This is a genomic window from Imtechella halotolerans (assembly GCF_028743515.2).
Lineage (GTDB): Bacteria > Bacteroidota > Bacteroidia > Flavobacteriales > Flavobacteriaceae > Imtechella > Imtechella halotolerans.
This window is the reverse complement of sequence record NZ_CP117969.2, coordinates 1,307,864-1,333,233: the sequence shown is the minus strand read 5'-3', so window position 1 is coordinate 1,333,233 and position 25,370 is coordinate 1,307,864. Positions and strand designations below refer to the sequence as shown.

Annotated in this window: 26 protein-coding genes; 21 read left to right on the top strand and 5 right to left on the bottom strand. The window is 33.5% G+C overall.

Annotated elements, in window-relative coordinates; genetic code table 11:
* Positions 1 to 106: 106 nt before the first annotated feature.
* Positions 107 to 700 (top strand): hypothetical protein, encoded by a 594-nt coding sequence (locus PT603_RS06060; protein WP_040488963.1) that lies wholly within the window; start codon positions 107 to 109, stop codon positions 698 to 700.
* 174 nt (positions 701 to 874) lie between these two features.
* Here PT603_RS06060 and PT603_RS06055 read toward each other — a convergent pair whose 3' ends face one another.
* Positions 875 to 1,933, bottom strand: a complete 1,059-nt coding sequence (locus PT603_RS06055) for an IS110 family RNA-guided transposase (protein ID WP_008241386.1) — start codon at positions 1,931 to 1,933, stop codon at positions 875 to 877.
* Positions 1,934 to 2,212: 279 nt separating this feature from the next.
* Here PT603_RS06055 and PT603_RS06050 point away from each other — a divergent pair, with 279 nt between their 5' ends.
* A complete protein-coding gene (locus PT603_RS06050) occupies positions 2,213 to 2,566 on the top strand; it encodes a hypothetical protein (RefSeq protein ID WP_008241385.1) in 354 nt (117 codons plus the stop codon).
* A gap of 182 nt (positions 2,567 to 2,748) precedes the next feature.
* On the opposite strand, the gene PT603_RS06045 is transcribed toward PT603_RS06050, so the two are convergent.
* The gene (locus PT603_RS06045) at positions 2,749 to 2,913 is read right to left on the bottom strand and encodes a hypothetical protein (protein WP_155805706.1); all 165 of its coding nucleotides are present in this window, start codon (positions 2,911 to 2,913) and stop codon (positions 2,749 to 2,751) included.
* A gap of 120 nt (positions 2,914 to 3,033) precedes the next feature.
* Between PT603_RS06045 and PT603_RS06040 the strand changes: the two genes are divergently transcribed.
* The 4 genes from PT603_RS06040 to PT603_RS06025 all read left to right on the top strand — a co-directional run bounded on the left by PT603_RS06040 (position 3,034) and on the right by PT603_RS06025 (position 6,822).
* Positions 3,034 to 3,816: an arylamine N-acetyltransferase family protein gene (locus tag PT603_RS06040; RefSeq protein ID WP_202946610.1), complete on the top strand. Its 783-nt coding sequence runs from the start codon at positions 3,034 to 3,036 to the stop codon at positions 3,814 to 3,816.
* A gap of 153 nt (positions 3,817 to 3,969) precedes the next feature.
* Positions 3,970 to 4,458, top strand: coding sequence for a DUF7000 family protein (locus PT603_RS06035; RefSeq protein ID WP_008241383.1), 489 nt, complete (start codon positions 3,970 to 3,972; stop codon positions 4,456 to 4,458).
* A 366-nt stretch (positions 4,459 to 4,824) separates the two neighbouring features.
* Positions 4,825 to 5,931 (top strand): ligand-binding sensor domain-containing protein, encoded by a 1,107-nt coding sequence (locus tag PT603_RS06030; RefSeq protein ID WP_008241382.1) that lies wholly within the window; start codon positions 4,825 to 4,827, stop codon positions 5,929 to 5,931.
* 165 nt (positions 5,932 to 6,096) lie between these two features.
* Positions 6,097 to 6,822, top strand: coding sequence for a YqjF family protein (locus PT603_RS06025; protein ID WP_008241381.1), 726 nt, complete (start codon positions 6,097 to 6,099; stop codon positions 6,820 to 6,822).
* Between the two features lie 38 nt (positions 6,823 to 6,860).
* On the opposite strand, the gene PT603_RS06020 is transcribed toward PT603_RS06025, so the two are convergent.
* Complete coding sequence (locus PT603_RS06020; protein ID WP_040488962.1) at positions 6,861 to 8,033, bottom strand: LuxR family transcriptional regulator; 1,173 nt, start codon at positions 8,031 to 8,033, stop codon at positions 6,861 to 6,863.
* A 470-nt stretch (positions 8,034 to 8,503) separates the two neighbouring features.
* On the opposite strand from PT603_RS06020, the gene PT603_RS06015 reads away from it, so the two are divergent.
* The 15 genes from PT603_RS06015 to hchA all read left to right on the top strand — a co-directional run bounded on the left by PT603_RS06015 (position 8,504) and on the right by hchA (position 20,244).
* The gene (locus PT603_RS06015; protein ID WP_008241379.1) at positions 8,504 to 9,403 is read left to right on the top strand and encodes a CsgG/HfaB family protein; all 900 of its coding nucleotides are present in this window, start codon (positions 8,504 to 8,506) and stop codon (positions 9,401 to 9,403) included.
* 25 nt (positions 9,404 to 9,428) lie between these two features.
* Positions 9,429 to 9,905 (top strand): hypothetical protein, encoded by a 477-nt coding sequence (locus PT603_RS06010; protein WP_008241378.1) that lies wholly within the window; start codon positions 9,429 to 9,431, stop codon positions 9,903 to 9,905.
* Positions 9,905 to 10,822, top strand: coding sequence for a DUF6175 family protein (locus tag PT603_RS06005; protein WP_008241377.1), 918 nt, complete (start codon positions 9,905 to 9,907; stop codon positions 10,820 to 10,822). Before PT603_RS06010 ends, PT603_RS06005 begins: the two co-directional genes overlap by 1 nt.
* On the top strand, positions 10,822 to 11,730 hold the full coding sequence (locus tag PT603_RS06000) for a hypothetical protein (RefSeq protein WP_008241376.1): 909 nt from the start codon (positions 10,822 to 10,824) through the stop codon (positions 11,728 to 11,730). The genes PT603_RS06005 and PT603_RS06000 overlap by 1 nt, the downstream gene beginning before the upstream one ends.
* Positions 11,731 to 11,975: 245 nt before the next feature.
* Positions 11,976 to 12,539, top strand: coding sequence for a hypothetical protein (locus PT603_RS05995; protein ID WP_040488959.1), 564 nt, complete (start codon positions 11,976 to 11,978; stop codon positions 12,537 to 12,539).
* Positions 12,540 to 12,630: 91 nt separating this feature from the next.
* On the top strand, positions 12,631 to 13,437 hold the full coding sequence (locus tag PT603_RS05990; protein ID WP_008241374.1) for a PIG-L family deacetylase: 807 nt from the start codon (positions 12,631 to 12,633) through the stop codon (positions 13,435 to 13,437).
* A 27-nt stretch (positions 13,438 to 13,464) separates the two neighbouring features.
* Positions 13,465 to 14,037, top strand: a complete 573-nt coding sequence (locus tag PT603_RS05985; protein WP_008241373.1) for a TMEM175 family protein — start codon at positions 13,465 to 13,467, stop codon at positions 14,035 to 14,037.
* A gap of 6 nt (positions 14,038 to 14,043) precedes the next feature.
* On the top strand, positions 14,044 to 14,250 hold the full coding sequence (locus tag PT603_RS05980) for a (4Fe-4S)-binding protein (protein WP_008241372.1): 207 nt from the start codon (positions 14,044 to 14,046) through the stop codon (positions 14,248 to 14,250).
* A gap of 82 nt (positions 14,251 to 14,332) precedes the next feature.
* Positions 14,333 to 15,268 carry a toxin-antitoxin system YwqK family antitoxin gene (locus tag PT603_RS05975; protein ID WP_008241371.1) on the top strand — a complete coding sequence of 312 codons (936 nt, stop codon included), beginning with the start codon at positions 14,333 to 14,335 and terminating at the stop codon, positions 15,266 to 15,268.
* A gap of 99 nt (positions 15,269 to 15,367) precedes the next feature.
* The gene (locus PT603_RS05970; RefSeq protein ID WP_155805704.1) at positions 15,368 to 15,850 is read left to right on the top strand and encodes a hypothetical protein; all 483 of its coding nucleotides are present in this window, start codon (positions 15,368 to 15,370) and stop codon (positions 15,848 to 15,850) included.
* Positions 15,851 to 16,023: 173 nt separating this feature from the next.
* A complete protein-coding gene (locus PT603_RS05965) occupies positions 16,024 to 17,052 on the top strand; it encodes an MsnO8 family LLM class oxidoreductase (protein WP_008241368.1) in 1,029 nt (342 codons plus the stop codon).
* A 24-nt stretch (positions 17,053 to 17,076) separates the two neighbouring features.
* Positions 17,077 to 17,556 carry a Dps family protein gene (locus PT603_RS05960; protein ID WP_008241366.1) on the top strand — a complete coding sequence of 160 codons (480 nt, stop codon included), beginning with the start codon at positions 17,077 to 17,079 and terminating at the stop codon, positions 17,554 to 17,556.
* A gap of 99 nt (positions 17,557 to 17,655) precedes the next feature.
* Positions 17,656 to 18,618, top strand: coding sequence for a helix-turn-helix domain-containing protein (locus PT603_RS05955; RefSeq protein WP_008241365.1), 963 nt, complete (start codon positions 17,656 to 17,658; stop codon positions 18,616 to 18,618).
* A 147-nt stretch (positions 18,619 to 18,765) separates the two neighbouring features.
* Positions 18,766 to 19,365 carry an NAD(P)H-dependent oxidoreductase gene (locus PT603_RS05950; protein ID WP_008241364.1) on the top strand — a complete coding sequence of 200 codons (600 nt, stop codon included), beginning with the start codon at positions 18,766 to 18,768 and terminating at the stop codon, positions 19,363 to 19,365.
* A gap of 15 nt (positions 19,366 to 19,380) precedes the next feature.
* The gene (gene hchA, locus PT603_RS05945; protein WP_008241363.1) at positions 19,381 to 20,244 is read left to right on the top strand and encodes a glyoxalase III HchA; all 864 of its coding nucleotides are present in this window, start codon (positions 19,381 to 19,383) and stop codon (positions 20,242 to 20,244) included.
* Positions 20,245 to 20,375: 131 nt separating this feature from the next.
* Here the strand turns inward: hchA and PT603_RS05940 are convergent, their stop codons facing one another.
* Complete coding sequence (locus PT603_RS05940; protein WP_008241362.1) at positions 20,376 to 21,920, bottom strand: RagB/SusD family nutrient uptake outer membrane protein; 1,545 nt, start codon at positions 21,918 to 21,920, stop codon at positions 20,376 to 20,378.
* Between the two features lie 11 nt (positions 21,921 to 21,931).
* Positions 21,932 to 25,333, bottom strand: a complete 3,402-nt coding sequence (locus PT603_RS05935; RefSeq protein ID WP_008241361.1) for a SusC/RagA family TonB-linked outer membrane protein — start codon at positions 25,331 to 25,333, stop codon at positions 21,932 to 21,934.
* Positions 25,334 to 25,370: the final 37 nt, after the last annotated feature.

The following is a 25,370-nucleotide window of genomic DNA, read 5'->3' as shown; positions in this document are numbered from 1 at the left end:
AAGGAACGTTACAATAATATTTTGTCTAATTCAAATCCAAAAGACTTAATAAATTCTCATTATAATGGTTATATGGCTCACACGGAGGAAATGTAATTTAATGATTATGTACAAAACATCAATCTTTCAAAAAAATATTGCTCGACACTCAACGGAAAGCGAAAAAGCAATTGGATTTGACAACTGTAACGTTGACATTTCAACCAAACATTTAAGAATTACCAATGGCGGAACTGAATTGCTAAATTCGGACTTGAAATTTCTTGAAGAGGACTTTTCAACAATTTCTTATTTGGGAAAATATAAAAATAGAATAGAATTTAGAGTAATAAGACCAACCGATTTATCATTAGCAAATCTGAAAAATAGATTTGATTGCGAAGCAGCATTCAGTATTGCGAGTGTTGACCCAAGTAGTTATGCTGTTCATTTCATCTTATCCAATTCTAACCAAAGTCCAAATATTGGAAACGTTGTTGATAAAGGTAAAAAAGAACAAGTACAAAGATTAATTGACGGTTCTATTAGGGCTCTTCAAGTAAATTTACAAAGTAACTTTATAGACTTTTCTAAACGCATTCTTTCATTGATTTCAGATACTAGGGAATTAATGGAATATAATAACGCTGACCAAATTGTAGAAGTGATGAAAGCAAACCGACACATTTTCAGCGAAACAGAAAATAAACAGATTAAATAACGTGTGCTAACAATGGCTATAAGTAGTTGCTTGTTCTCGCCTACTTCTGAAAATCCTCGTGGATTTTCAGCTTGGTGTGTCCTTGCAAAGTTAACTGCTAAACCACGCAACTACTCATAGGTAATTTGTTAAAAACCAAATAATTTTGTCAAAAATTTTAGGAAGTACTTTATATTAAACCATAATACTATCATGTGCAGCAAGAGCTTTTAGTTCTTGCTGTTTTTTGTTTTCGTATTTAGCATCATAATATGTTTCGTTTTTCCAGAGTGTAAACATTAAAATCAATATTTTCCTTTGAACAGCTACCAAAGCAACAATAGGTCTTGCTTTCTGTGGTTTTAATCTTCTGTAAAACTGCTTTAAAGTGGGATTACATCGAACACAGGTCATTGACGGCATATGAAGCACAGCTCTTATATGGCTATTTCCCTTTTTACTTATTTTAGTTTTTCCTTTAAAATTCCCCGATTCTCTTAAAATTACATCATATCCAGCAAAACTAGTATGTTGTTTTGCACTCGAAATTGACTCAAAACCTAAAGTTTCGCCAACAACTGTTGCTGCTGATATAAATGATATGCCAGGAATACTTTCCAAATATACAATACGACTTTTTAACGTCGTTGTTTTAGACACCAATACTTGCATTTCTTTTTCTATTGCTTCTATCTGTTCATTTATGAGACGTAACCTCGTTATATGTCGCTTAGAGGCTTTTGAGCTAGAATAACAACTTGAATCAATAGCTCCTTGTCTATTAATTTCGGCATTCTTGTCTTTTAAAAGAGAACTACGTTCTCTACTAAGTGCCTTTAACTCTTGTAATTCCTTACTGGGAGGTGTCCATGATCTTAGGCTTCGTTCAAGTCCCAACATACTTAACATTCTGCTATCTAAAGCATCTGTCTTTGAGCGTTGGTCCAAACTTTGTACAAATCTAGTGACCCTTCCTGACTGCATTACACTTACATTATAGCCTTGATTATAGAGATAATGACAAACTGCCTGATGATAAACTCCCGTGGCTTCCATTACAATTATATACTCTACGTCTTTAATTAATATCTTTTTTAACCACTCTAATAGAACCTTAAACCCTCTTGAATCATTACTAATATCAGGATGACTTATAAATTCCTTTTTTAGATTAAAATCTAACAGTCCTAAACTAATGGATAAATTCTCTTTAGAAACATCTATTCCTAAACATTGCTTTAGTTTTGTATTCATTCCTATTTAATTAAACAAGACAATTTTCTTTAGCATCTTTGCTCGCTTTTGATACGATCTCTATTAATACTGGATCTAGGTACTGTTCAGATTCTAAGAAAAATTATAGGAGGGTGGGATTTCTATGAAACGATATCACTCTAATTGGCGTATCTAGCCGAGACCTCTCTATCCCTTCTATTTTACTTGTGTTATTAGTCAGAAATTTACTATTTTTAATTTCTATTAACTACGGTATCGTAAAAATACGAGCCGAGCCGTTGCCAGTAATTTGAAACTATGCCGCAAAAAATTCTTGTCCCAATTGACTTAGAAAATCCTGAAAAAATAATTAACGATTTTTTGTATCCTAAACAAACAGAAAGTGGATTTGAATTGACTGGAATAAAAACAAACAAAAAAGTGGATTATGGAATGGTAATTCTCACCAGTGAAATAAATGAGAATGACCTTTTTAAAAGAATAGTTGATAGCGGAATTAAAATTGATTCTGTCAAAAAACTATTAAACATTCTAAAAAATTACGTGGAAAGACTTCCGAATTACAAAATCGGAAACATCTTAGAAATTGATAACTCTAAAAATGACTTAGGATTCAAATTAAAACATCAAAAACTGAATAAAAAAAAGTAAAAACTACTGGCAACACCGAATTGATGAAATATACATTTTAGAGATAAATTTAAAAAACTCTCTTTTCCATCAAAATCAATTTACAAACAGTATATTTGATTTAGAATCAAACGATTCCAATCATAGTTTGAAACTTTCCAAATTAGGTGCTCACCACAATACAAAAATGCTGACCACTCTATTTATAAAGCATACAGCCAAAAAGAGGCTAACCCTCTTTCTTCACAGCGAGGGCCTTCATAAAGAAGTTCCTCTTTTTTTTGTATTTCAGCAAAACTTTTAGGATCAAGACTAGGGATCAAGGTGTCAGGGTGATTTGTTCCATCTTTAGATAAATCTACATTCATATAGGAGCAACTATTCTTCTAAGTATTGAACGGCCATTCAAGAAATTGGTAAAATCAATATATTTGGAAATAATAAATAAACGCTATAAACACGTTTATTAAATAGTTAGTACAATGCATATGGATAAGTTGAAGATAACAGAATACCTAAATCGAATAAATTATAAGGGTGTTCTTAAACCAAATTTTGAAGTTTTAAAGGAGTTGCAGAAATGCCATCTTTTGAGTGTTCCTTTCGAAAATTTGGATATTCATTATAAGCGACCAATAGAACTGGATAATACAAAATTTTATAAGAAAATTGTAATTAATAATAGAGGAGGGTTTTGTTACGAATTAAATGGTTTATTCCATACTTTATTGAATAATTTAGGTTTTAAATCTAAAATAGTATCAGCAAGAGTTTATGATAGTAAGAAGAAAATTTTCGGGAATGAATATGATCATTTAGCAATAATAGTTGAATTGGATCAAAATGAATACTTAGTAGATGTCGGCTTTGGTGAATTTGCATTTTATCCATTAAAGTTAATACCAAATGAAATTCAAAAGGATCCAAGAGGATGTTTCATTGTGGAAAAAATAAATGAAGGTCTTTCAGTTTCACAAATAAATGGCGACGTCAAAAATATTCAATATAAGTTTACAACTGAATGCAGAGAACTAAATGAATTCCAGGAAATGTGTGATTACCATCAAACAAATCCAAATTCCCATTTTACAGAAAAAAAACTAATAAGTAAACCAACAAATTGTGGACGAGTGACTCTAACAGGAAATACATTGAAGATTATAGAGAACCATATTATTAAGGAAAATATCGAGTTTCAAATAGAAGAGTATGCAAGACAATTAGATAAATGGTTTGAAATTGATGAAGAAGAAATAAAAGCTAGCCGCTAACAGTGTTCATAAGTTATAGTGGGTCACGTACGAATTTGAAAGGTGAAAATAGTAAATAAAGGTGGGTGCTTTTTGAATTGAAATCCAATGCTATATATTAACCACGTCGAATAAGCTCACAAAATTGTAAACTAAGGATTTTAATAGGGTGAAATGGAAAATTTAAATAAATATGTTTCGATTTATAAAGAACAATTAAAGAAAGGGGACATATTAATTGCCTACAACGAGTTGGTGAAATTTGTAATGAAATTAAGAGTGGATTTTATTAAAAGGCTCTCTGATGAATATTCATTTGCAGGAATTCTTCATGGATATATGGACTATACATATTTCTATTATTCCAATGATTTTTTAAAAAGTAAAAATCTAAAATTTGGGCTTGTCTTAAATCACTTGGAAATGAGATTTGAAATTTGGCTTTTAGGAAATACAATTCCCATTCAAAAGAAATATTGGGAATTGCTTAAAACTACCAAATGGAATCAAGGAAATACTGAAATGCCTAAGTACTCAATTTCTGAAACCATACTGGTTGAAGATCCTGATTTTAATGATCTTAGCACACTGACTGAACTTATTGAATCCAAAATGAGTAAGGTTTCGGATGAAATATTAGATTATCTGAAAAAAATTGATTGAGAATTAGAAATAGAAAAGTTATGGATACCCCAATATATATTGGGTGTTAGAACGTAATCTAATTTGGAAAAATTAAGATTGGAATTAGGAACGACTGGGAACTATTAAAGAATAACATATGTATTTGTTATTATGCTGTTTTAAATTCTCTTAATTTTCTTTTTATCTTTAATTTCAGAGTGGAAGTACTTTTAAGTATATTTTGAAGTTTTTATCCAAAATTGATAGCAATGTTATAGATTTTTTGGTTTCTATTACAAATTGCTTGAGGATTTATACGGAAGTTAATTCAATAGATAAGGATTGAATGCTACTTTGGAAAGGGTTCTTTCAAATGATGCCAATCTAAAATGATATCCAAACCATATGACAAATTTAAATTCGAAAATTGTATTTATTACAGGTAAAATTCTAATAGTTTTTCTATCATTCCAGATCTTATCTTGTAAAGGAAAAGTGAAAGAAACGTCAGTTCCTGTAATAAAAGAAAAGGGGAATATCACGCAACCAATTATATTAAATCAGAACACCACATTTCCTCAAATACATACCAACCTTAATGGAATGGTAAGGGAATTTGTTAGAACCATGTATCAAGATAGACATGGAAACTATTGGTTTGGAACAAATGGTGATGGAATAATACGCTATGATACTAAAACTCTTGAGAAAATTACGATTGAAGGGGTAAGTCCACATTTTAGAGTGTTAGAGATTGTGGAAGATCAAAAAGGCAATTTATGGTTTGGGACATCTGAAGGACTTTTAAAATATGATAACAAGGGATTTAAAATGTATTCAAAAACAGATGGGTTGCAGAATGAAGAAATTTGGGGTTTAGCAATTGATAAAAGTGGGCTAATTTGGATAGGGTCTATAGGAGGTGTTAGTCAATTTAATGGCGAGGATTTCATCCCTTTCGCATTGCCTGATTCAAAGGTTGAAAATCCTAAGCCAATGTTGTCTGACAAATTGGTGTTTAAGATTGTAGAAGATAAGAATGGCACTATGTGGTTTGCGACTGATGGAAATGGAATTTTTACCTACAATAATGGGAAGTTTACTCATTTAACTACCAATAATGGGCTTTCTGATAACAATATTGCTGACATTTTAGAAGACAAGCAGGGTAATGTATGGATAGGATCGTTTTATGGCGGTATTAGTCGATTTGACGGAAAGACCTTCAATCATTTTACTAAAAATGGAATTATTGAAGGAAAGGAAGCCTATAATCTTTATCAAGACAGTAAAGGTAATATTTGGTTTTCTGCCGAAGGTCATGGTGTTTATCGTTATGATGGAGTGAATTTTACACAGTACCAGAAAGAAAATGGATTGACTTCGAATGTTGTCCAAACTATTTTCGAAGATCACAAAAATCAACTTTGGTTTGGTACATGGCAAGGATTATGCATTTTTGATGGAGAAAAGTTTGTGGATGCCAAACTTAAAGAGCCATGGACAAATTAAAAATCGTAGGTGCTAAAATGGTATGTATTTAAAATCTCCGACACTTTGAATGATTCATTCAAAAACGCAAATTTTAGGGATGAGTAACGTATTAGACTGTAATATTACATTGCCTTTTATTAATAAATTAGGTAATCCTGAGTAGTTTTTTTACAAAATTGAATAATGACAATTCAAGAAATACTAAATACAACAAAACATAGATCTTGTGAATTTCCACAAGAAAATTGGAAGTTTTATCAAGAGTGGAATCACGCAATATTCCTACATTATCAAGTAGACCTTACTGAATTGAAAAGGTTTGTTCCTAAAGAATTGGAAATTGACCTTTTTAATGGTAAACCTTGGATTTCAGTGGTGGCCTTTACAATGGAAAAGATAAGACCTAAGAATTTCCCCTGTTTTTCACCAATATCAGATTTTGATGAAATTAATATACGGACGTATGTAAGGTCACACAATAAAGCTGGAGTTTACTTTTTAAGTATTGAAGGGGGAAAGTTTTTATCCTGTAAAGTAGCTAAAGCAATTTCTGAGCTTCCTTATAGATTTTCAAAAATTAAAAGAGCAGATAAGAACTATCAATCTTATAATTCTGACTATAATGATAAGCTTGAAATTGATTTCACCATAGGCAAAGAACTGAAGACTAAAACGGAATTGGATATTTGGTTAACGGAACGATATGCTCTATTCCAAGATGCAAAAGATGCTATTAATCAATTTGAAATTCATCATATTGAGTGGCCAATTAATACCATTCAAATAGATAGATTAGACATAGATTATCCTAGATTTACAAAAGTATTTAATGGATTACCAAGTAAAATTCACTACTCGAAAGGAGTGAAAGTACTGGCTTGGGGAAAAACAAAAATTACTGCCAATTAAAATGATTTCATTCTTCCTTTATGTTAACAAAGTTACTTTTATAGATCACTGCGTTTAATAACATTGAGTGTCTTATAAATAACCTTTAGATGGTACTTTACCGTGTTTTCAGAAATGAAAAGTGCCGTTCCAATTTCCTTATTGGTCTTACCTTCTTTAACTAATTTAATGATTTCTAATTGCCTGTCTGTAAGATTATAATCAGAAGAGTTGACATTATGAAGGTTCCATTCATCCATGTTTTGAATACTATTCTCTACATCATTTTGAAGATATAGGTGTTCATTTATAGATTTGGTACGCCCAGTGTTATTTAATTTATAGAAGTAGTATCCAATGAAAGTTACAATAATTATTAGTATGCAGAATCCTATAATTATGAATTTAATTTTTGAATTTTGTTTTTCTTTTCCTTTGTTTTCGTTTTTGAGGAGTTCCCTTTCCACCATATGAAGCTTACCACTTCGGTTTGTGACATCATAATCAGTAATCAATCTATTCAGAATTTGTTCTGTTCGCAAAGCACTTTCAACATCTCCGATTTCACTGTAAAAGATGGCAACATCATTATACATAGCAATAATGTAAATGTCCATTTTATGCTCTCTAGCACAGGCTAATCCTTTTTCAAAGTTTTCTATTGCTTTATCATATTGATTAAGATGCCTATAAATTTCTATTTTCTTTCGATAAATTAATGGTAAATGTTTTGGAGCATGTTCTTTTAGAATAATTAGCGCTTCGTCTAAATATTGTAAGGCTAAATAATACTCTTTGGCACGATTACTCATGGTCCCTAATACAGATAAATAAAAGGCCTCGGTTTCTTTATTAATGGTATTAAAATCTTCTCTGGAAATTAATTTTAAAAGTGCTGCTACTTTATCAAATTCCAATAGATCAAAATGTACAAACATTCGTTCTATTCTGACTCTCTTTATTACGGATTCCTTTTTGTCACTTTTAATACCTGCCTTAAGAGCTAAATCTAAATTATTTAATGCTTCAATGTAATTGAAAAGCCTTTTATAAGTGAGATATTTTTGAATATAGGCATTGTATAGATCATAATTAGAGGTATTGGGATTGGTAATAATCTCTTCTAATTTGCGAATCGATAATTCGTACTGATGATTATCATTTAAAACCTCTATTTCTTGTTTTAATTTTTCATGCTCTTTATCAGTGGCAAAGCCTGTATCGTTGTGCAAAAGGCACAATAATATAATAATAATACGTAACAAAGCGAATGGGAATTTTGGCGGTTAGTTTTAGGGGGTAATACAATATGTTTAAGAAAAGAAGCGCTAAAATAATTTTTTTTTCCTACGCAACCAAGCTAATATTTTACATTTTACAATTAAGTAAACTACTTGTTTCACCATCAAATTTTTACTTCATCGAAAGAAGTTGTATTATTTAATAATTAACTTGATTGATGGATAAAACTTCAATTCTGTTACTCTCACTTTTCAGGCTTTTTTTTCTGCTTTTACGTCCTTGATTATAAGGTTTTTTAGTCAATTACTACCCTAGCGGGTAGTGGAGGTGATTTCGCTCTTCAGCTGTAAACTACACTTTAACTACCCGTCGAATTTTTTGTTTTTAGGCTAATGATATAGACTTTCGTGACCCTTAAAAAATTGCAAGGTTTTAATAAATACTACAAAATTACATGAGCATGAAAACAAGATTATTCTTATTGGTATCATTATTAACATGTCTTTCCGGAAACGCACAGGATAGAATTGGTATAGCCTTTATACCTATTACCTATGACGAAGCTTCCGTGTCTTCATCGGATGCTAAAATGATTCAAGAATCCGTGATTAATTCCTTTGTGACAGCTAAAAAATTTACTGTAGTAGATCGTGAAAAATTAGAAGCACTTGAAAATGAAAAAAAGTTACAAAGAACAGAATCTTTCATTGATAGTGAACAGAGTATACAAGATGGAATTAGCAAAGGAGCTAGTTATTTAATAGCTACAAATATTTTAGGATTAAGACATTCAGAAGTAAAACGCGGATGGGAGTCAATGGTTCAATTACAAATCAAAGTCATTGATGTGTCCACTGGTGAGATAATAGCAACTGAAAATGTGACTAGTGAGTATGTGGAACCTTCCAAAATGGTCTCAGATGCTAGAGAAAAATTTGAAAGTAAAGAAGATAAAAAAGTTAGAGAGGATAGGTTAAAACAACTCAAGGAGGTTAAGTCTCACAAGGAAGATGCATTTGGTGTTGCACTAAAGCGTTTGGATACTAATATGAAGGACTTTTCAAATGCTAATTTCCCTGTAACACTAGATATTGTAAACTGGGATGCAAAAAATAAGAATCAATTTTTACTGGCTGCCGGTAGTGGAATTGGATTGTTTCCAGGACAATTACTAGATGTAGTTCTAGTGACAGAAACCAATATTGGAGATCGCACCGTTACCAGAAACCAAAAGATTGCGACCGCTTGTATTGTAAAAGTAGAAGATTCTAATTTTTCTGAAGCCGAAATTATTTCTGCAGAAAAAATATTTAAAAAGGTTCGATCCTCAAATGATACACTGAAAATATTAACTAGATAATTATTAAATATTAAGAACTAAGATTATGAAAAAAATCATTCTAGCTATTGCTGTAGTAGCATTGACATTAACAAGTTGTAAATCAACATTTACTAGTCCTTACAGTGATTCTCAGGTTATTGAACATTCAACCCAAGGTTCTGTTACCTTAAGAGGTACTAGTGATGAAATTGAAGGAGGTAAAAAGGATATTGGGTATAATGCTACTAAAGCAGCTCATAAAAAGGCTTTACAGCAATTGTTTTATTTTGGATTTGTGGGTACAGATTTTAAAAACCCAATGATTAGAGAAGGAATAGGAGTTGAAACTAAGCATAAGGCATTTTTTGATCAATTTTGGAATGGCGGTTACGAACGTTTCGTTACAGATTCTAAAACAGAATTTTATGATTGCGAGCAAAAAAGTAAATGTACTGTAGCAACCTCTACATTTACAGTGAATTACAATATGTTAAGAAAAGAATTAGAAAATAATAAAGTATTAAATAAAATAGGTTTCTAATGAGTGTATTAAAAAAGGTAAATTTTTTAATTGCTATTCTTACAGCAATTTGTTTTAGTGAAATTGCTATTGCACAAGCTCCTCAAATAGCGGCGACTCAAAGTAATGAATCTACAAGGGCTCTTGCTAAGATCATGGTAGTTCCTTATAATAAGCAAAATGAGGACATTCGAACTGTATTGGATGAGAATCCACATATGAGGACTGCTGTATCGAAGGTAAAAGAAGCTTTTGATCAACGTGGATGGTCTACAGTTGATTTTGTAGCTAATTTAAGAGCTGCACAGGCTAATGCAGCGTTTACTTCAGATCGTCAGTCTAATTTTAAATCAGATTTATTGACCACATCTGGAGCAGATTTCTATGTTCAAGTGGATGTACAATTGAATTTGGATGAGAATGGTGTGTCTAAAAATACGGTTATTAATGTAACAGCTTTTGAGACCCATACTGGGGCTAGTTTTTCCAACAAAACTGGTACAAACAAATTTGCTAGTCAAGATTACGAAAAATTAATTTCAAAAGCATTCGAGCAAATTCAAGAAGAATTTCTAAATACATTGATGGTAAAAACAGATGAGATTCGTGAAATTGGTCGTGCTACAATTGTGGAGTTTAATTTAGATGAAAATGCCACTTTAGATTTTGATAGCCCAATCGATTCTGGGGAATATTTGAATGAACTTATTGAAGATTGGATTGCTACCAATGCGTATAAAGGCAGATTTAATTTAGTAGGTATTCTGGAGAATAAAATGAGTTTTGACGAGGTTAGAATTCCATTATATGATCAAGAGACGAACAGACCATATAATTTAAATCGTTTTGCTACTGAGGTAATTAAGTACCTACGAAGTAAAGGTGTTGAGGCAAGCAGAAATATTCATGGTCAAAAGATGTACATTACAATTAAATAATGGGAAATAATACTGTCAAACAATTAATTCTGGGTTTGTTGTTACTGCTAATGTGTCCATTAAGTAGTTATGCGCAAGTTGAAACATATGAAGCCAACTATATGATTATTGAACCTTCAGGTAATCAGGACGCAACAAAAAAACAATTTGCAGATTTAATAGAAATCGTTAAGGAGAATTATTCATCTAGAAATCTATTTTCTCATCAAAGTCCTTTTGTTATTGTTCCAAGTATTAAAATTATTAGCGAAAAAATAGCCGGTGAAATTCAAGTTGTAAAAGTTGTAAAACTTGAAATAGGACTTACAGTACAGGGAAAGGATGATGATTATGTCTTTCATAAATTTAAGCATATTTATACGATTACTGCAGAGGACGCGCAAGGAGCAATTTCTAAAGCAATAAGGTCTATTGCTAAAGAACCTAAGCTAAAGACTTTTTTTAAGGAAAGTAATAAGAATATAGTAGATTTCTATGAAAGCAATTGTGCTACTATTCTAAGTACAGTAAAAGTAAATATAGAACGCCAAGAATATGCTAAGGCATTCGATTATTTACGATATGTCCCTGAAACAGTGAGTTGTTATAAAGAGTCAGAGAAAATTATTACTAAAATTTATCTGGAATCAAAAGAGGAGAATTGTAAGAGACTTGTGCAAAAAGCCCATGCGGCTGAAGCTAATAGAGAGTATAAAAAAGCATTGCACTATTTGCAATTTGTTGAACCAACAGTAGCTTGCTATAATTCTGCCGCTGAGTTGACCAACAAAATAAGTGGTAGGTTAGATGAAAAGGTACTTCGGGACTTTGAAATGGAGAAGTTAACATTTAGTAAATTATCCGACCTTAAAAAAATGGAGATTATTGCCAAAGAAATTGATTCTGTGAATGTGGTAATCAATGAATAGCTTTTTATTAAGAAAATTAATGTATCCAGTCTAATTAGAACCTCAATCTTTAATTGTTAAAGGTTGAGGTTTGATTTTTATAGTTGATTCTATGAATATCTTAAACTAAGAGTTACACCTTCATGTTAATGTTATTTGAAGAGAATAGTTCATAGTGTATTGATCACCTTATTTTGTTTTTTAAAATTTTAGCAACCTTATTAGTATATTTAGCAAAGTATTTATTTCGTTAAATTAGAATTCGAATGTGCAGATATGCTATGACTTCCTATAAACCTCATTATTCCTGTTTTTCCTGTAGAAAAACGTTTAAGAGAAAATTGCTAGTTGATATAAATAGGGATTTGGCGTATGCAAAAGAAGGGGAAGAACAACCTTTTAAGTGTCCACAATGCGGAGGAATAATGATTTCTATGGGTTTGGACTTTAAGTCTCCAAAAAAAGAGGATGTCAGAGCTTGGTCCCATATCGAAAGTCTTTATGAAGTTGGCATTACATTTCATTCATGTGGGTGTTCAGGTCCAGGATATATTCCTAGAGACAAAGTTGCACTTATGGCGTTTCTTGAGGAAAAAAGAAGTGTATACATAGAGAATCTTCGTTTTTGGCTTTCCAATGAAGGAGTCAAATCAAAGGAAACTTATGGGAGTACCTCTAAAACTCATAGTTCATACTTGCGTTTGCTTCCAAAGGAATTCAAAACTGGAACTAAAAGGAATCCTGAAATTGATGCCAAGCAAGCAGTGAATTATTGGACAGACAAAGTTTCAGAAATTGATACATTTATAAGGAAGCAACAACACGTTTAGATGCTAATAGTGTTTTTATTTGATTATTTAATTAACTTAGTGATTGTTAATCTTTTGTATACAAACTCATTAAGTCGTTAAAGGATTTCTAATGAAACAGCTATTTGTAATTGGAGTGTTGATTACTTGTATATCATGTTTCCAAAGTGAAAATAAGAATAATAGAGTGGTTAAGACAATTTTAGTTGTTTTAGCACATCCCGATGATGAAACTGCCTTTGGACCCATACTTTCTCGATTTGCCAATGAAAATAAAGAAGTGTATTTGGTCATTGCAACAGATGGACGATACGGCGTAGAAGATCATGCTGGTATTTCTTCTGGAGATAGACTAGCGGCAATCAGAAAGGAGGAAACCATCTGTGCGAGTGAAATTCTTGGTATTAACCCTCCGATATTTTTAGAAGCCCATGATTCCTTTGGTATACTAAGCGGGATAAATGAGTATTTTGAGCAAACCACTCAACTAAAGAATACAATCTCTAGACTAATTGAAGAAATAAACCCAGATGTGATTATGACATTCGGTCCCGATGGAGATACAGGGCACTTAGATCATAAAGGAATAAGTGATTTGGTAACAGAGATCATAGTAAGAAATCAAGGGTGGTATGAGAAATATCCATTATATTATTTAGCTTGGCCAAAAGAAAAGGAATTTTGGATCCCTCAAGGTGAACTTACGAATTTAAATTATGTAGATCTTCAGTATCGCAATGTTCATCTCAAATATAACCAAAAAGACCAGTCTACTTTTTTTGAGTCATTACACTGTTATAAAAGTCAGTTTACATCCAAGGATATTGATCTATGGATAATGGCTGAAAAAAAAGATACTACCTATACCATGTATTTTAGAGAATTTTCCATAAATAATCAGGTGAAAACAACTTTATAAACTTAGTACAACGTAATTAGATATGATATGAAGACAGGAAGATTGGAGGCTTTTAGTGATGGAGTATTAGCCATAGTCATCACGATAATGGTATTGGAATTAAAGGTTCCTGAAGGGTCAAATTTTAATACCTTGAGTCCATTAATTCCGAAATTTCTATCCTATGTATTAAGCTTTGTTTATTTGGGTATATATTGGAATAATCATCACCATTTATTTCAGGCCATAGAAAGGGTGAATGGTAAGGTTTTATGGGCCAATTTAGCATTGCTTTTTACACTTTCCTTAATTCCTTTTACAACAGCCTGGATGGGGGAAAATCATTTTGATAAAAATCCAGTTGCACTTTATGGAATCAATTTGCTATTTTGCGCTATAACTTTTTTATTTTTAGAGAAATATGCCATAAAGCATGAAGGAATCGAATCTAAAATAGGAAAGGCCTTGGGTAATAAAAACAAAGAAATGTACTCCATTGTAATTTATGTATTGGGGGTTATACTGTCTTTCGTTTTTCCCATATTAGGTATAGTGTGTTATGCATTAGTGGCTATTATTTGGTTAATTCCGGATCCAAGAATAGAGAAACAACTTAAATAAACTGATATGTCTACTAGAGAATATACCAATGGAGAAATTACTATTATTTGGAAGCCTGAAAAATGTATACATTCAGGTATCTGTGTGAAGACCTTGCCAGGTGTATATAATCCTAAGGATAAGCCTTGGATTAAACCTGAGAACGCACAAACGCAGGAATTAATTAGCCAGGTCGCAAAATGTCCATCAGGGGCCTTAAGTATAAAGGATTAGGTAAATAGTGCCTGTCATTACTATAGCAAAGATTCGATTGAAAAAATCTGATCATTTAATTGAAAACCAAATACCTATAATCATGAAACGTAAACTTATTTCACTTTTTTTCTTTTCTTTTCTAATTGCAAGTACTTATGCGCAAAGGGATACCATTTTTTATTACCCAAGTGGAAAAGTAGCAGGGAAGGCCCAGGTGCTAAATGGTAAACCTTATGGAGCATATGTTGGATATCACGAAAATGGCGTAATAAAGGAAAAAGGGAAATATTTAGATGGACTCTATTCAGGAGTTTGGGAACAGTTTCATGATAATGGAGCGATTGGAAGAAAAACAACCTTTTCCAAAGGTGTACCTACCTTTGTTCAAGATTACTTTTCTGGAAAGGTCTTACGAGAAGGCGGATTTTTAAACGGTAAACAAAATGGATTGTGGAAAGAATATTCATTTGTCGGTAATGATTATAAGGAAACTTATCTGAAAAAAAGTTATGAATTCAAGAACGGAGTTTTGCATGGAGTTGTTAATGAGTTTAATGAAAAAGGTAGTGTGGTAGGGGTTCAAAATTATACAAATGGTGTTATATTTAGTAATATTTCGTATTGGGGTAATGGGAAACTAATGCAAGACTGTCCTTATAGTAATGGGAAATTACATGGGCAGTGTTTGTCCTATGATGAGGAAGGAAAATTACGGTCTGTATTCAATTATACAGATGGTGTATTAAATGGAGCCTTTAAAAGATTTTCTAAAGGTATTGTAATAGAAGAAGGAGGGTATAAGGCTGGTAATAAACATGGAGTTTGGAAATATTATGAGGATAGACCAGGTCTAGTTACTAGTGAAGGTAGTTATGAAAATGGAGAAAAGACCGGGCGTTGGAAAGAATTTAATAAATTGTGGATGGATGAAAATGATTTTAGTTATTCAGTAGGGACTTATCTACTTGGTAAAAGAACTGGAAAGTGGGAATTTTTCAAAGGAAATGGAACGCTGGTAAAAACGCAAACCTATTAACTAGTGAAAGAGGTTTTCTTTTTTTGTTTTCTTTGTTTTGGCATATTGTCGAAAGGCCAATCGCCTTACTCCACATCTGAGGATACTATTACGGCTCTTTTGAAGATTACTTTTCCCGAGGGATTAAATTTTGTTCATCATGAATATAAAGAGGCAAGCACAACGGGACAATTGAGCTATCAATTTTTTTCCCCTGAAATATCCATACTAAAGGATACTCTTTTTGTCTCGTATATTCAGGTGATTAAAGAAAGTGATACACAGGTTTCAATAGAAAGAGTAGATCAGATTATTCCCTTTTCGGACATAGAAGAGATAGAAACATTTACATTTACTTTTGGAGCCACTGATCGTTTTGAACCGACTCTTACATATCTCGGTTTTTGGATGAAGGAAGGCCGAGAATCCAAGGTTACAACTTTTGGAATTCCTGCTAATCTATGGAATACAGGTAACTATCGATTGGGTGATCTTGAAGTGTTACATACTGAACATATGTATGTAGCTCGATTTCCTTTCATGATTTCAGAACAAAAACTACATACGTTGAAAAATTATTTTAAGACTTTACAAAGCAATTAGAGTATCTTAAGAGGAATTGATTCGTATGAAAATGGTTTAAATCAGACAGTTGTTTACATAGTGTTCAGTTTACAATATGGATAGTTACCTAACCTTTTAGGGGTATTAAATGAACTTTTTAAGGTATTTTAAACTGTGTTTCAAATGTATTTTTGCGGGATTAAATACGGGTTATGAAACTTTCCATTTTAGATTTATCCATAGTACCACCTTCTGGAAATAGACATGAAGCTTTAAAAAATACCTTAGAGTTAGCACAACAAGCTGACAGGATGGGGTATTCTCGATTTTGGGTTGCAGAACATCATGCTGCAGGTACAGGGGCTGGACGTACCCCTGAGGTAATGATACCCTACATTGCCTCTCAAACCCAACATATAAGAGTTGGTTCAGGTGCTGTTTTATTGAATCATTATAGTCCATTTAAGGTGGCTGAGACCTTTAATAGTTTGGAAGAGTTATTTCCAGGAAGAATAGATATGGGAATTGGAAGGGCTACAACAGGCCCAATAACGGATATGGCATTACAGCGTTATCGTTCCGTTTACCGTCAAAATACGGATGACTCTGCGGAGCAACTTGTAGAGTTACTTCATTGGATGAATCAAGATTTCAATCATGACAACCCTTTCTCTGAAATTGTATCGCACAACAATGGTACTCAACCGGAATTTTGGTTGTTAGGGTCAAGTCCTTGGAGTTCGGGCGCAGCAGCAGAACTGGGTTTACGATATGCATTTGCGGGATTTATTAATCCAGCAATGTCTTATTCAATAGCTCAAAATTATCATCAACAATTTAAACCCATGGTTCATGATTCTGGCAGTAAAAAACCAACTCTAATGTTAGCTTTAAATGTTTTTGTAGGAGAAACTGAAACTGAAGCCCACAAGATGACGGCACCTTTTCAACTTTTCGAACACAGATTACGCACCATGGGTGATACTCAAAGCCTATTGGAAAGTGAAGATGAAGCCTTAAAAATATTAGGAAATCGCTTTGTCAAGCCTCAACCAATGCTTGATCCCAAGCAACCACCTAGAATTTTAGCAAGCACCCCAGAAAACCTTAAAAAGTGGCTAAATCAAATTGCATCTGAATATAAAGCGGATGAAATAATGATTCAAAGTATTACAAGTAATCATAAAGCAAGACTTAAATCTCATCAACTCCTAGCAGATGTCCTTATAGATAAATTATAATTTATAATAAAGAAAGGAACTAAAATGAAAGTGGCTATAGGAGTTTTGGAAGAGAACTTAGAGCAGGTGTCAGATTTGCTACATATATTATTAGCCGATGAGATGGTGCTGTATACCAAGACTCGTGGATACTACTGGAATTTTGAAGGAGCTAATTTTTATTGTGTACATCTCCTTTTAGAGTCTCAGAGTAATGAATTATCCAAAATAGTGGACAGTATTGCCAAACGTATCAAACAGCTTGGGTATAGCGCAACTGCCTCTATGGAAGCCTATTTAAAATCATCTAGGTTGTCAGAATCTCCTCCAGAGGGCATGAATAATGCTACTCAATGGAAGACTCTAGTGGATGACCATGAAACCATTATACGGATACTCCGAAATGATATTTTGAAATGTGGAATTTTTATGGATTTGGTATCTGCCAATTTTATTACAGGATTGGTAGAAAGACATGAACAAATGGTTTGGATGTTACGTGCTACACTTACCATTGAAAAGTAAGAAAAGAAAGTATTAATTCTCTATATTAGATTGTCAAGCAAAATTGTAGTCTAACATAAATGGGTATTCTTTACCTTTGACAATAGCTAATGACATTTAATGTTTTCACTTAAGTATCAAATATCCAATCCAGAATCTTGGCATCAAGAAATGGCAAAGCAAATCCCGATCGAAACCAGTGGGAATAGTTTTTTACTACAAAATTCTTTTGGGTCGGGTGGAGGCCAGTTTGTTGCATTACAACCGGGGTTATGGATTGAACAATTAGATCTTACCCTCAAGGAGCAATTGTCTGTGGAAATTTTACCAAAACAACACAATGATTACTTTTCAGTTACTTTTTGGCTGACAAATGCTCAGGTTAAACAGCAATTACAAGAACGTGAACTTCAATTTAAATATGATAATGTAAGCATCGTATTAGTATCATCTACCATTCACACTGCCTATAATCTGCCTATAAACGAGGAAATTAAAACCTTCATGATATGGATGTCTAAAGAATGGATGCTTGAAAATGTGGTAAGTACAAAAAATGCAGGTCTGAGACAGGTATTTGAAAGGGATGCTCCTATATATTATACAGAAAGTCTAGATTACAAGTTTAAATATCTTTTAGATAAAACTGATTTTACCCATTCGGAAAAACTCCCATTATTAATTAATACCCTGCAGTTGTTGAATTGTTTTTTTAGAAACTTAGAACAACATAGCTGTGCGAACTTGGCTTCTTTACATTTGCATAATAGTGATCTTAAGAAGTTGATGATTGTAAGGGAGTATATTAATGCCAATCCATTGAAGGAAATTTCATTGGAATTTATGTCTACTATGGCAGGTATGAGTTTGTCGAAGTTTAAGCGTTTATTTAAGGAAGTATTTAGAACCACCCCATACAAGTACTGTTTAAAAATCAAATTAGAAATTGCCATGGAATTACTGCAAACGAATAAATATTCGGTGTCCGAGGTAGGATTTTTAATAGGTTATTCCAATTTAAGCCAGTTTTCAAAAGCTTTTAAAAATTATCATGGTTTATTGCCTAGTGAAGTCAAGTCCTAGGTATATATTTTATTTGGATTTATTTTGTAGTTCTATTCTCAATAGCTGAACTTTTAAGAGTAATTATTCGACTTTTAGGAGTACTATTCAAGATTTTTGGGCAGTAACTTTGCACTCCTAAATTAATTTCGCAATAAGTAAAATATTATGGAAGTATTAGAATTAGCAAAAGCAAGATACGCTGCCAAAAAATATGATAGCAATAAACGTATACCACAAGAAACTGTTGATGCCTTAAAGGAAGTTTTACGGCTATCTCCTTCATCTATTAATATTCAGCCTTGGAAATTTACCTTTGTACAAAATAAAGAGGTAAAAAGCCAATTAGCAGCAGCATCTTTACATAATGAGAGCAAGATCAACGAAGCAGATTTATTGGTTGTTTTTAGTGTAGCTGATGATCTAGAGGAATTCCAGCATGTAGTAGATACCAATTTGCCTGATGGATTACGGAATTGGTATAATTCTATAAAAAATGAGATTCCTGAAGAACATCTACGTGTTTGGTTGTCAAAGCAAGTTTATATAACTATGGGAGTTGCTTTAAGTGCCGCAGTTTCCTTAGGATTGGATTCTACTCCAATGGAAGGTATTGAGACTGATAAATATGTTGAAATTTTAGGGATGACCACCTATAAGCCACTTTTTGCAATAGCTTTTGGTTACGCGGCAGAGGATGACTATAATAGGCCAGAAGTTACGCCTAAGTCTAGAAGAGAATTAGAAGATGTAGTAGAAACCATTTAAGAATTTAGTGTAGTCATGGGAAGTATTAAACAATTTATGGGTATGGCACCTAAAAAGGAAGGTGATAAGCTCTACAGTCCCTCAAATCTTGCCTTAAAAATGGCAGTAAAGGATAAGACCGATTATGATCATTCTGTGTATGAAAATGGCCGTAAAGGGCAAGAAGTGAAGATTTTAATCATTGGGACAGAAGAAGATCAACTTGTGATGCAAAATGGATCCTCGTTTTTAACAGGGAATCATCCAGTAGAGTTATTTGTTCCCATGCTACATTGGAAAAAGGCTGGTTTCAAGTTTGATTTTGCCACTCCCACTGGTAAGGAAATGAAATTAGAACATTGGGCGATGCCAAATCAGGATAAAGCTGTCATGGAAATATATGAGGACTGTAAAGACCAAATAAAAAATCCTTTAAGTTTGAAAAATTTAGTTAGTCAACTTACGGATACCATTGATTATGCGGCAGTGTTTATCCCAGGAGGTCATGGCGCTGTTATCGATTTGCCAAAAAGTAAAGAGGTACAGGAAGTTTTATTTTGGGCCAAAGAAAAGGATAAGTTTATTATATCTATTTGTCATGGGCCAGCTGCATTTTTAGCTGCTGGTATAAATGAACAAAAGGAAAATTTTATTTTTAACGGGTATTATATGGCAGCTTTTCCAGATAGTATGGATAAACTGCTTCCCAAAATGGGATATTTACCTGGAAAAATGCCATGGTATTTTGGAAAGGAACTTCAGGAGTTGGGTATGTCAATAGTAAATAAAATTGCCAATGGGCAGGTGTATCAGGATAGGAAACTTATAACAGGTGACAGTCCACTAGCAGCTAATAAGCTTGGAAAGTTGTCTACATTACGCTTATTGGAAGAATTCTAAATCGGCAGTGATGCCTTAAAAGCTATCGCCATAAGTAGATATTCTTGTGATTTAATGATAGTGGATTAATTGTTACTAAATTTATAAAGAAACTCCCTTAAGTATACTTAAGGGAGTTATTTATTAGAGAATTAATTTACCGCTGGGTTGGCTTGAATTTCTGTAAGTGGCACTGGTAAATAAGAATGTTTAACTGCATTAAAATTTGTTCTACCAGCTGCTTGCATTGCTTGATCTAGCATACCCCAACGTCTAAGGTCGAAGAAGCGTGTAGATTCTAATGTCAGCTCCATAGTTCTTTCATGCTTAATTTGCTCACGAACTTCGCTTTGGGTTGTTGCTGTTGTAGGAGGCATATTCCCGTGAGTACTGCGTACTTGATTAATTAATGGAATTGCTAGGGCTGGTTGGTTGGTTTCATTGAGAGCCTCAGCATACATGAGCATTACATCAGCATATCGCATTAAAACCACATTGAGTCCTATATAGCTGTTATTCCATACATAGTTTGGTAACCATTTTCTAAAGTATGCAGTTTGGTCCTTTGCATCTGCAGACCCGTAGGTGTCGGCAACTAATACATCCCAGGTATACCCTTGCATTTCATTAGTTTGAGGGTCATTGTAGAAAGGGTCTTTAAAATACAAAGTTCCATATAAACGATTATCGTATAGGCCATTATTGGCAATCATACCTTCTTTTTTCATGTCGTTTACAAGGGAAATACTAGCTTCAATACCTCCCCATCCGCCAATGCACCAATCACCTATAAATGCATGAAGTCTGGTAGCATTCCATGAAGTGGCATCTCCACTTTTAAACTGCAATTCAAAAATTGATTCTTGGTTGTTTTCATTTTCTCCGTTGAATATACTCAAATAATCAGGTTCTAATTGATAAGTTCCAGCATCAACAATTTTTTTAAATGTAGCTGCAGCGTTGGTAAAATCGTCACCTGATGCAGAGGTAGGATCTCCAGCCTTATGTAAATAGGCCTTGCCTAAATAGGCCAGAGCGGCTCCTTTTGTAGCACGACCCAAATCTTTAGAAGCTACATTTTCAGGAAGCATTTCGGCAGCCTCACTGAAATCTTTTAGGATTAAATCCCAAACTTCTTGACGACTTGAAAGTAGTTTATCAATATTATCTACGGTAATCATTTCATCTCTTAAAATAATTTGTTCGTAGAGTGTTATTAGTTTAAAATGATAATAGGCACGAAGGAATGTAGCTTCCCCCACAATGCGCTTACGATCAGTTTCCGAAATTTGCTCGTCACTCATTTTCCCAACCTGATCTATAACCTGATTGGCATAGTTCAGTCCTTTATAATTAGTCTTCCAAATAATATTTATAAAGGTATGTGCATTATCATATGTGAAATTAAACATTGACATCCAATGAGAATAATTACTTGCATCAGGTCCTGGGAGGGCATAATCAGATCTAAAATACTCCACAACAGGGCGTCCCTCTTGCCATCCGTCCCAAAATTCACTTCTTGATTCTAGTTGGCTATAGGCTGCTACCAATCCTGATTCCGCATCATTGACATCCCTCCAATAGAGCTTAGAGGTTAACTGATCATGAGGAACTCTTGTTAAGAACTCATCATCATTACAGGCTGCTGTACCTAACAGCATTATCATTACCCAATATATATATACCTTTTTCATCTGAATCTAATTTAAAATTGTAATTGTACTCCTAAAATTATAGACTTGTTCTTTGGATATAAATCGCGGTCAATACCTCTAGATATTATAGATCCACCCACTTCAGGATCAAGTCCATCATAGTTACTGAAGGTAACCAAATTCTGTCCGGTAATATACATTCTGAATTTTTCAACCAACAGTTTAGAACTCACCTCTTTAGGGAGGGTATAACCTAGTTGAATTGTTTTTAGTCTTAGATAATCTCCTTTGTGAAGGAATCGGGTAGAAGCGCGATTATTTCCATTAGGGTCACCCAATACTGCCCTTGGCATATTAGTATTTGTATTACTAGGGGTCCATGCATTGAGAGTTTCTGTTCTGAAATTTCTGCCACTATCCATTCCTAGCATTTCAAAACTATTTCCATTATAGATTTTATTTCCACCTACACCTTGGAAAAATACATTAAAATCAAAGTTTTTGTAGTTCGAGCCCAGGTTTAAGCTATACTCAAATTTTGGAATTGCACTTCCCTGATAGATAGCATCCTTTTCATCAATGGTTCCGTCATTATTTTGATCAATAAATCGAATATCACCAGGTTCTGCTGCTGGTTGTATAGGACTACCATTTAAGTTATGTGCATCTATTTCTGCTTGATTCTGGAAAATTCCACTAGCCACAGGAAGGAAAAATGCTCCTGGTTCATATCCAACACGGGTTTGATTGGCAAAATGATCAGATCCAAATTTAAGTCCTACCCCATAAATTACCTGGTCCTTGCTACTCAGGCGTACAACTTCACTGTTAATGGTGGTAAAAGTTGCAAAGGCATTATATTGAAAGGCATGTTCTTTATTGGTATATCCTAACTCAAATTCAAGTCCACTATTTTTAAACTCACCTACATTAATAATAGGATTATCAAGACCTCCTGATCCTTGCAATACCTTGGTAATTAATAGATCACTAGTGTTACTACTGTAGTAGTTAATTGCACCTTGTAATTTGTTTTCTAAACTAGCAAAATCAATACCGATATTGGATGAGGTGTTGGTTTCCCATTTTAAATTGTCGTTCTCAAGCATGGTAGCAATACCTCCTTGATGTGAAGTCTGAGGATCTCCAAAAACATAGCCTCCATCGTCTTGACTTTTACCTTGAGAAATTAGAGCGATATAACTATAGTAATTTAATGCGGAATCATTACCAGCTTGTCCCCAACTATATCTTAATTTTAAAAAGTTAAATAACTCTTGATCTTTCATAAAATCTTCCCCTGTAATTTTCCATCCTAATGCGAATGAAGGGAAATTTCCATATCGATAGTTTCTACCAAATTTAGAACTACCATCTTTACGAACACTAGCCTGTACCAGGTATCGATCTTTAAAAGAATAGTTAACTCTTCCAAAATGTGAAACAAGTGAATATTCGGCTCGGGAGCCAGATGCTGAATAGGTTCCATCACCAAAAGCACTTAGGGTGTTGAAAGAGGGATCAAGTATGTTCGCTGGAACTTTAATGTCATTTCCGTCTTCATCCTTTTCTATTTTATATCCTTCGGCCTGTGCATAGGTATAACGATAGGGCTCTAAAATACGCTGGTATCCTGCTAATAGTGAAAAAGCATGCTCCTTAACATCGAAATTGTAATTTAAGGTGTATTCTTGATTGATTCTTCTTTCTTCACTGTTTCTTTCAGAAATGAAAGCATATTCTCGCCCTTCTTCTTGAACATCTCTGGCTCTAAAAGGCTGATTAAAATTAAAAGTATAACTGTTTAGGTTTGAAACTGAAAAATTGGCTTTAGCATATAATCCCTTTACAACTTCATAGGTTAATCCGAAATTTCCTAGAAAGTATTTTGATTTATTGTAGCCATTTAGAAAATGATCCTCAGCAATTGGGTTTCTATGATCAGGTAAATCACCACTTCTGTATCCATATCCAGATTGTTTGGTAGGATCGTAAATTGGGATAAGAGGGGATATTTGGAAAGTTTCTCTCAGGGAGAATTTAAACCCTTCTCTGTAGGTTTCGTTATAGTTTAGGTTAATATCCGCCTTTAACTTGCCCTTGGAGATGCCTAAATTAGCAACCAACCCTTTTTTCATAAACTCAGAGCCTATAAGTATTCCTTTTTCGTCAGCAAAACTACCGCCAATACTGTAATTGATAAATTCGGAAGCTCCACTTACACGAGCATTTAGCATATAGAGTTCACCTGATTTGTGTGTTTCCCCAATCCAATCAGTGTCAGCTGTTGGCGGGTTTAGTACATATTGCGGTAAAGATGCACCTGCATTTTCATACATAGCTCTGTGCACACTAAGATAACCAGCTGCATCGAGTAATTTCATTTCTTTTCGTTGAGAATTAAAATTCATAGAAGAATTAATCTCTACCATGGGTTTACCCTCTTTTCCTCTTTTAGTGGTAATAATTATGACCCCATTGGCAGCTTTAGTTCCATATATTGCTCCTGAGGCAGCATCCTTCAGTACTTCAATTGATGCAATATTATTAGCATCAATAAAATAGGGATCAGCCTGTACACCGTCCACAATATAAAGAGGCTGATTACTTCCAAATGTACCAATACCACGAATCATTACATCAGCTGCGGACCCTGGACTTCCTGAGGAGGTTACTGTCACTCCAGATACCCTTCCTTGTAGTGCATCAGTAGGGCTGGTTGTCACTACTTGGGTAAGTTGATCATTCTTGACAGTACTTATAGCTCCTGTTACATCGCTTTTTTTCTGTGTACCATACCCAATAACCACAATTTCATCTAGACTTTGTGCATCTTCTTGCAGTGTCACATTGATGGTTGTATTGGAGCCCACAGTGATTTCTTTGGTTGTAAACCCAAGGTACCTAAATACAAGTATTGTATTTGAACTAGGGATTCTAATAGAGTAATTTCCGTCAAAATCAGTTTGAGTACCTGTGGTTTCATTTCCTTTAATAGAAACCGTTGCCCCTGGTAAAGGAGCACCGAGATGATCAGTAACCATACCTGAAACTAAAATTTGGGGTGCACTAGGACCACTGTCAGTTGTTTTTTCTAGTAAAATGGCCCCATCCGGTGTAAAGGAATATATAATATTTCCATATGAAAGACTTTTTTTAAGGAGCGTCTCAGTTTTAATAATTCCTTTCTTTACAGCGACTTTAGGAGCATTAGTGAACAAATCAGATCTATAAATAAAAGTGTACTCTGTTTGCTCCTTTATGAGCTCAAAAACTTCTTCAACTGTGAGTGATGAATCTGTTTTAATGACAATTTTTGAATTTTGTGAAAACCCTGCTTTAGAGGAGAAAGCGAATGTTGTAAAACAACATAAAAAGATAAATGTTTTCATCATGTTCATAAAAATGTGCTCCCCATATCGCATAAGGAGATTGTTAAATTTAGATTTCATAAATTTACATTTTGGTTAGTTAATTACTTAATTAATC

Coding starts and splice junctions, on each gene's coding strand:
- PT603_RS06025 (WP_008241381.1), top strand. CDS start 6,097: ATGACAATTCAAGAAATACTAAATACAACAAAACATAGATCTTGTGAA.
- PT603_RS06000 (WP_008241376.1), top strand. CDS start 10,822: ATGGGAAATAATACTGTCAAACAATTAATTCTGGGTTTGTTGTTACTG.
- PT603_RS06055 (WP_008241386.1), bottom strand. CDS start 1,933: ATGAATACAAAACTAAAGCAATGTTTAGGAATAGATGTTTCTAAAGAG.
- PT603_RS05990 (WP_008241374.1), top strand. CDS start 12,631: ATGAAACAGCTATTTGTAATTGGAGTGTTGATTACTTGTATATCATGT.
- PT603_RS06030 (WP_008241382.1), top strand. CDS start 4,825: ATGACAAATTTAAATTCGAAAATTGTATTTATTACAGGTAAAATTCTA.
- PT603_RS05935 (WP_008241361.1), bottom strand. CDS start 25,333: ATGAAATCTAAATTTAACAATCTCCTTATGCGATATGGGGAGCACATT.
- PT603_RS05975 (WP_008241371.1), top strand. CDS start 14,333: ATGAAACGTAAACTTATTTCACTTTTTTTCTTTTCTTTTCTAATTGCA.
- PT603_RS06050 (WP_008241385.1), top strand. CDS start 2,213: ATGCCGCAAAAAATTCTTGTCCCAATTGACTTAGAAAATCCTGAAAAA.
- PT603_RS06005 (WP_008241377.1), top strand. CDS start 9,905: ATGAGTGTATTAAAAAAGGTAAATTTTTTAATTGCTATTCTTACAGCA.
- PT603_RS06010 (WP_008241378.1), top strand. CDS start 9,429: ATGAAAAAAATCATTCTAGCTATTGCTGTAGTAGCATTGACATTAACA.
- PT603_RS06060 (WP_040488963.1), top strand. CDS start 107: ATGTACAAAACATCAATCTTTCAAAAAAATATTGCTCGACACTCAACG.
- PT603_RS05950 (WP_008241364.1), top strand. CDS start 18,766: ATGGAAGTATTAGAATTAGCAAAAGCAAGATACGCTGCCAAAAAATAT.
- PT603_RS05965 (WP_008241368.1), top strand. CDS start 16,024: ATGAAACTTTCCATTTTAGATTTATCCATAGTACCACCTTCTGGAAAT.
- PT603_RS06045 (WP_155805706.1), bottom strand. CDS start 2,913: ATGAATGTAGATTTATCTAAAGATGGAACAAATCACCCTGACACCTTG.
- PT603_RS06040 (WP_202946610.1), top strand. CDS start 3,034: ATGGATAAGTTGAAGATAACAGAATACCTAAATCGAATAAATTATAAG.
- PT603_RS05980 (WP_008241372.1), top strand. CDS start 14,044: ATGTCTACTAGAGAATATACCAATGGAGAAATTACTATTATTTGGAAG.
- PT603_RS05995 (WP_040488959.1), top strand. CDS start 11,976: ATGTGCAGATATGCTATGACTTCCTATAAACCTCATTATTCCTGTTTT.
- PT603_RS05985 (WP_008241373.1), top strand. CDS start 13,465: ATGAAGACAGGAAGATTGGAGGCTTTTAGTGATGGAGTATTAGCCATA.
- PT603_RS06035 (WP_008241383.1), top strand. CDS start 3,970: ATGGAAAATTTAAATAAATATGTTTCGATTTATAAAGAACAATTAAAG.
- PT603_RS05955 (WP_008241365.1), top strand. CDS start 17,656: ATGTTTTCACTTAAGTATCAAATATCCAATCCAGAATCTTGGCATCAA.
- hchA (WP_008241363.1), top strand. CDS start 19,381: ATGGGAAGTATTAAACAATTTATGGGTATGGCACCTAAAAAGGAAGGT.
- PT603_RS06015 (WP_008241379.1), top strand. CDS start 8,504: ATGAAAACAAGATTATTCTTATTGGTATCATTATTAACATGTCTTTCC.
- PT603_RS05960 (WP_008241366.1), top strand. CDS start 17,077: ATGAAAGTGGCTATAGGAGTTTTGGAAGAGAACTTAGAGCAGGTGTCA.
- PT603_RS05940 (WP_008241362.1), bottom strand. CDS start 21,920: ATGAAAAAGGTATATATATATTGGGTAATGATAATGCTGTTAGGTACA.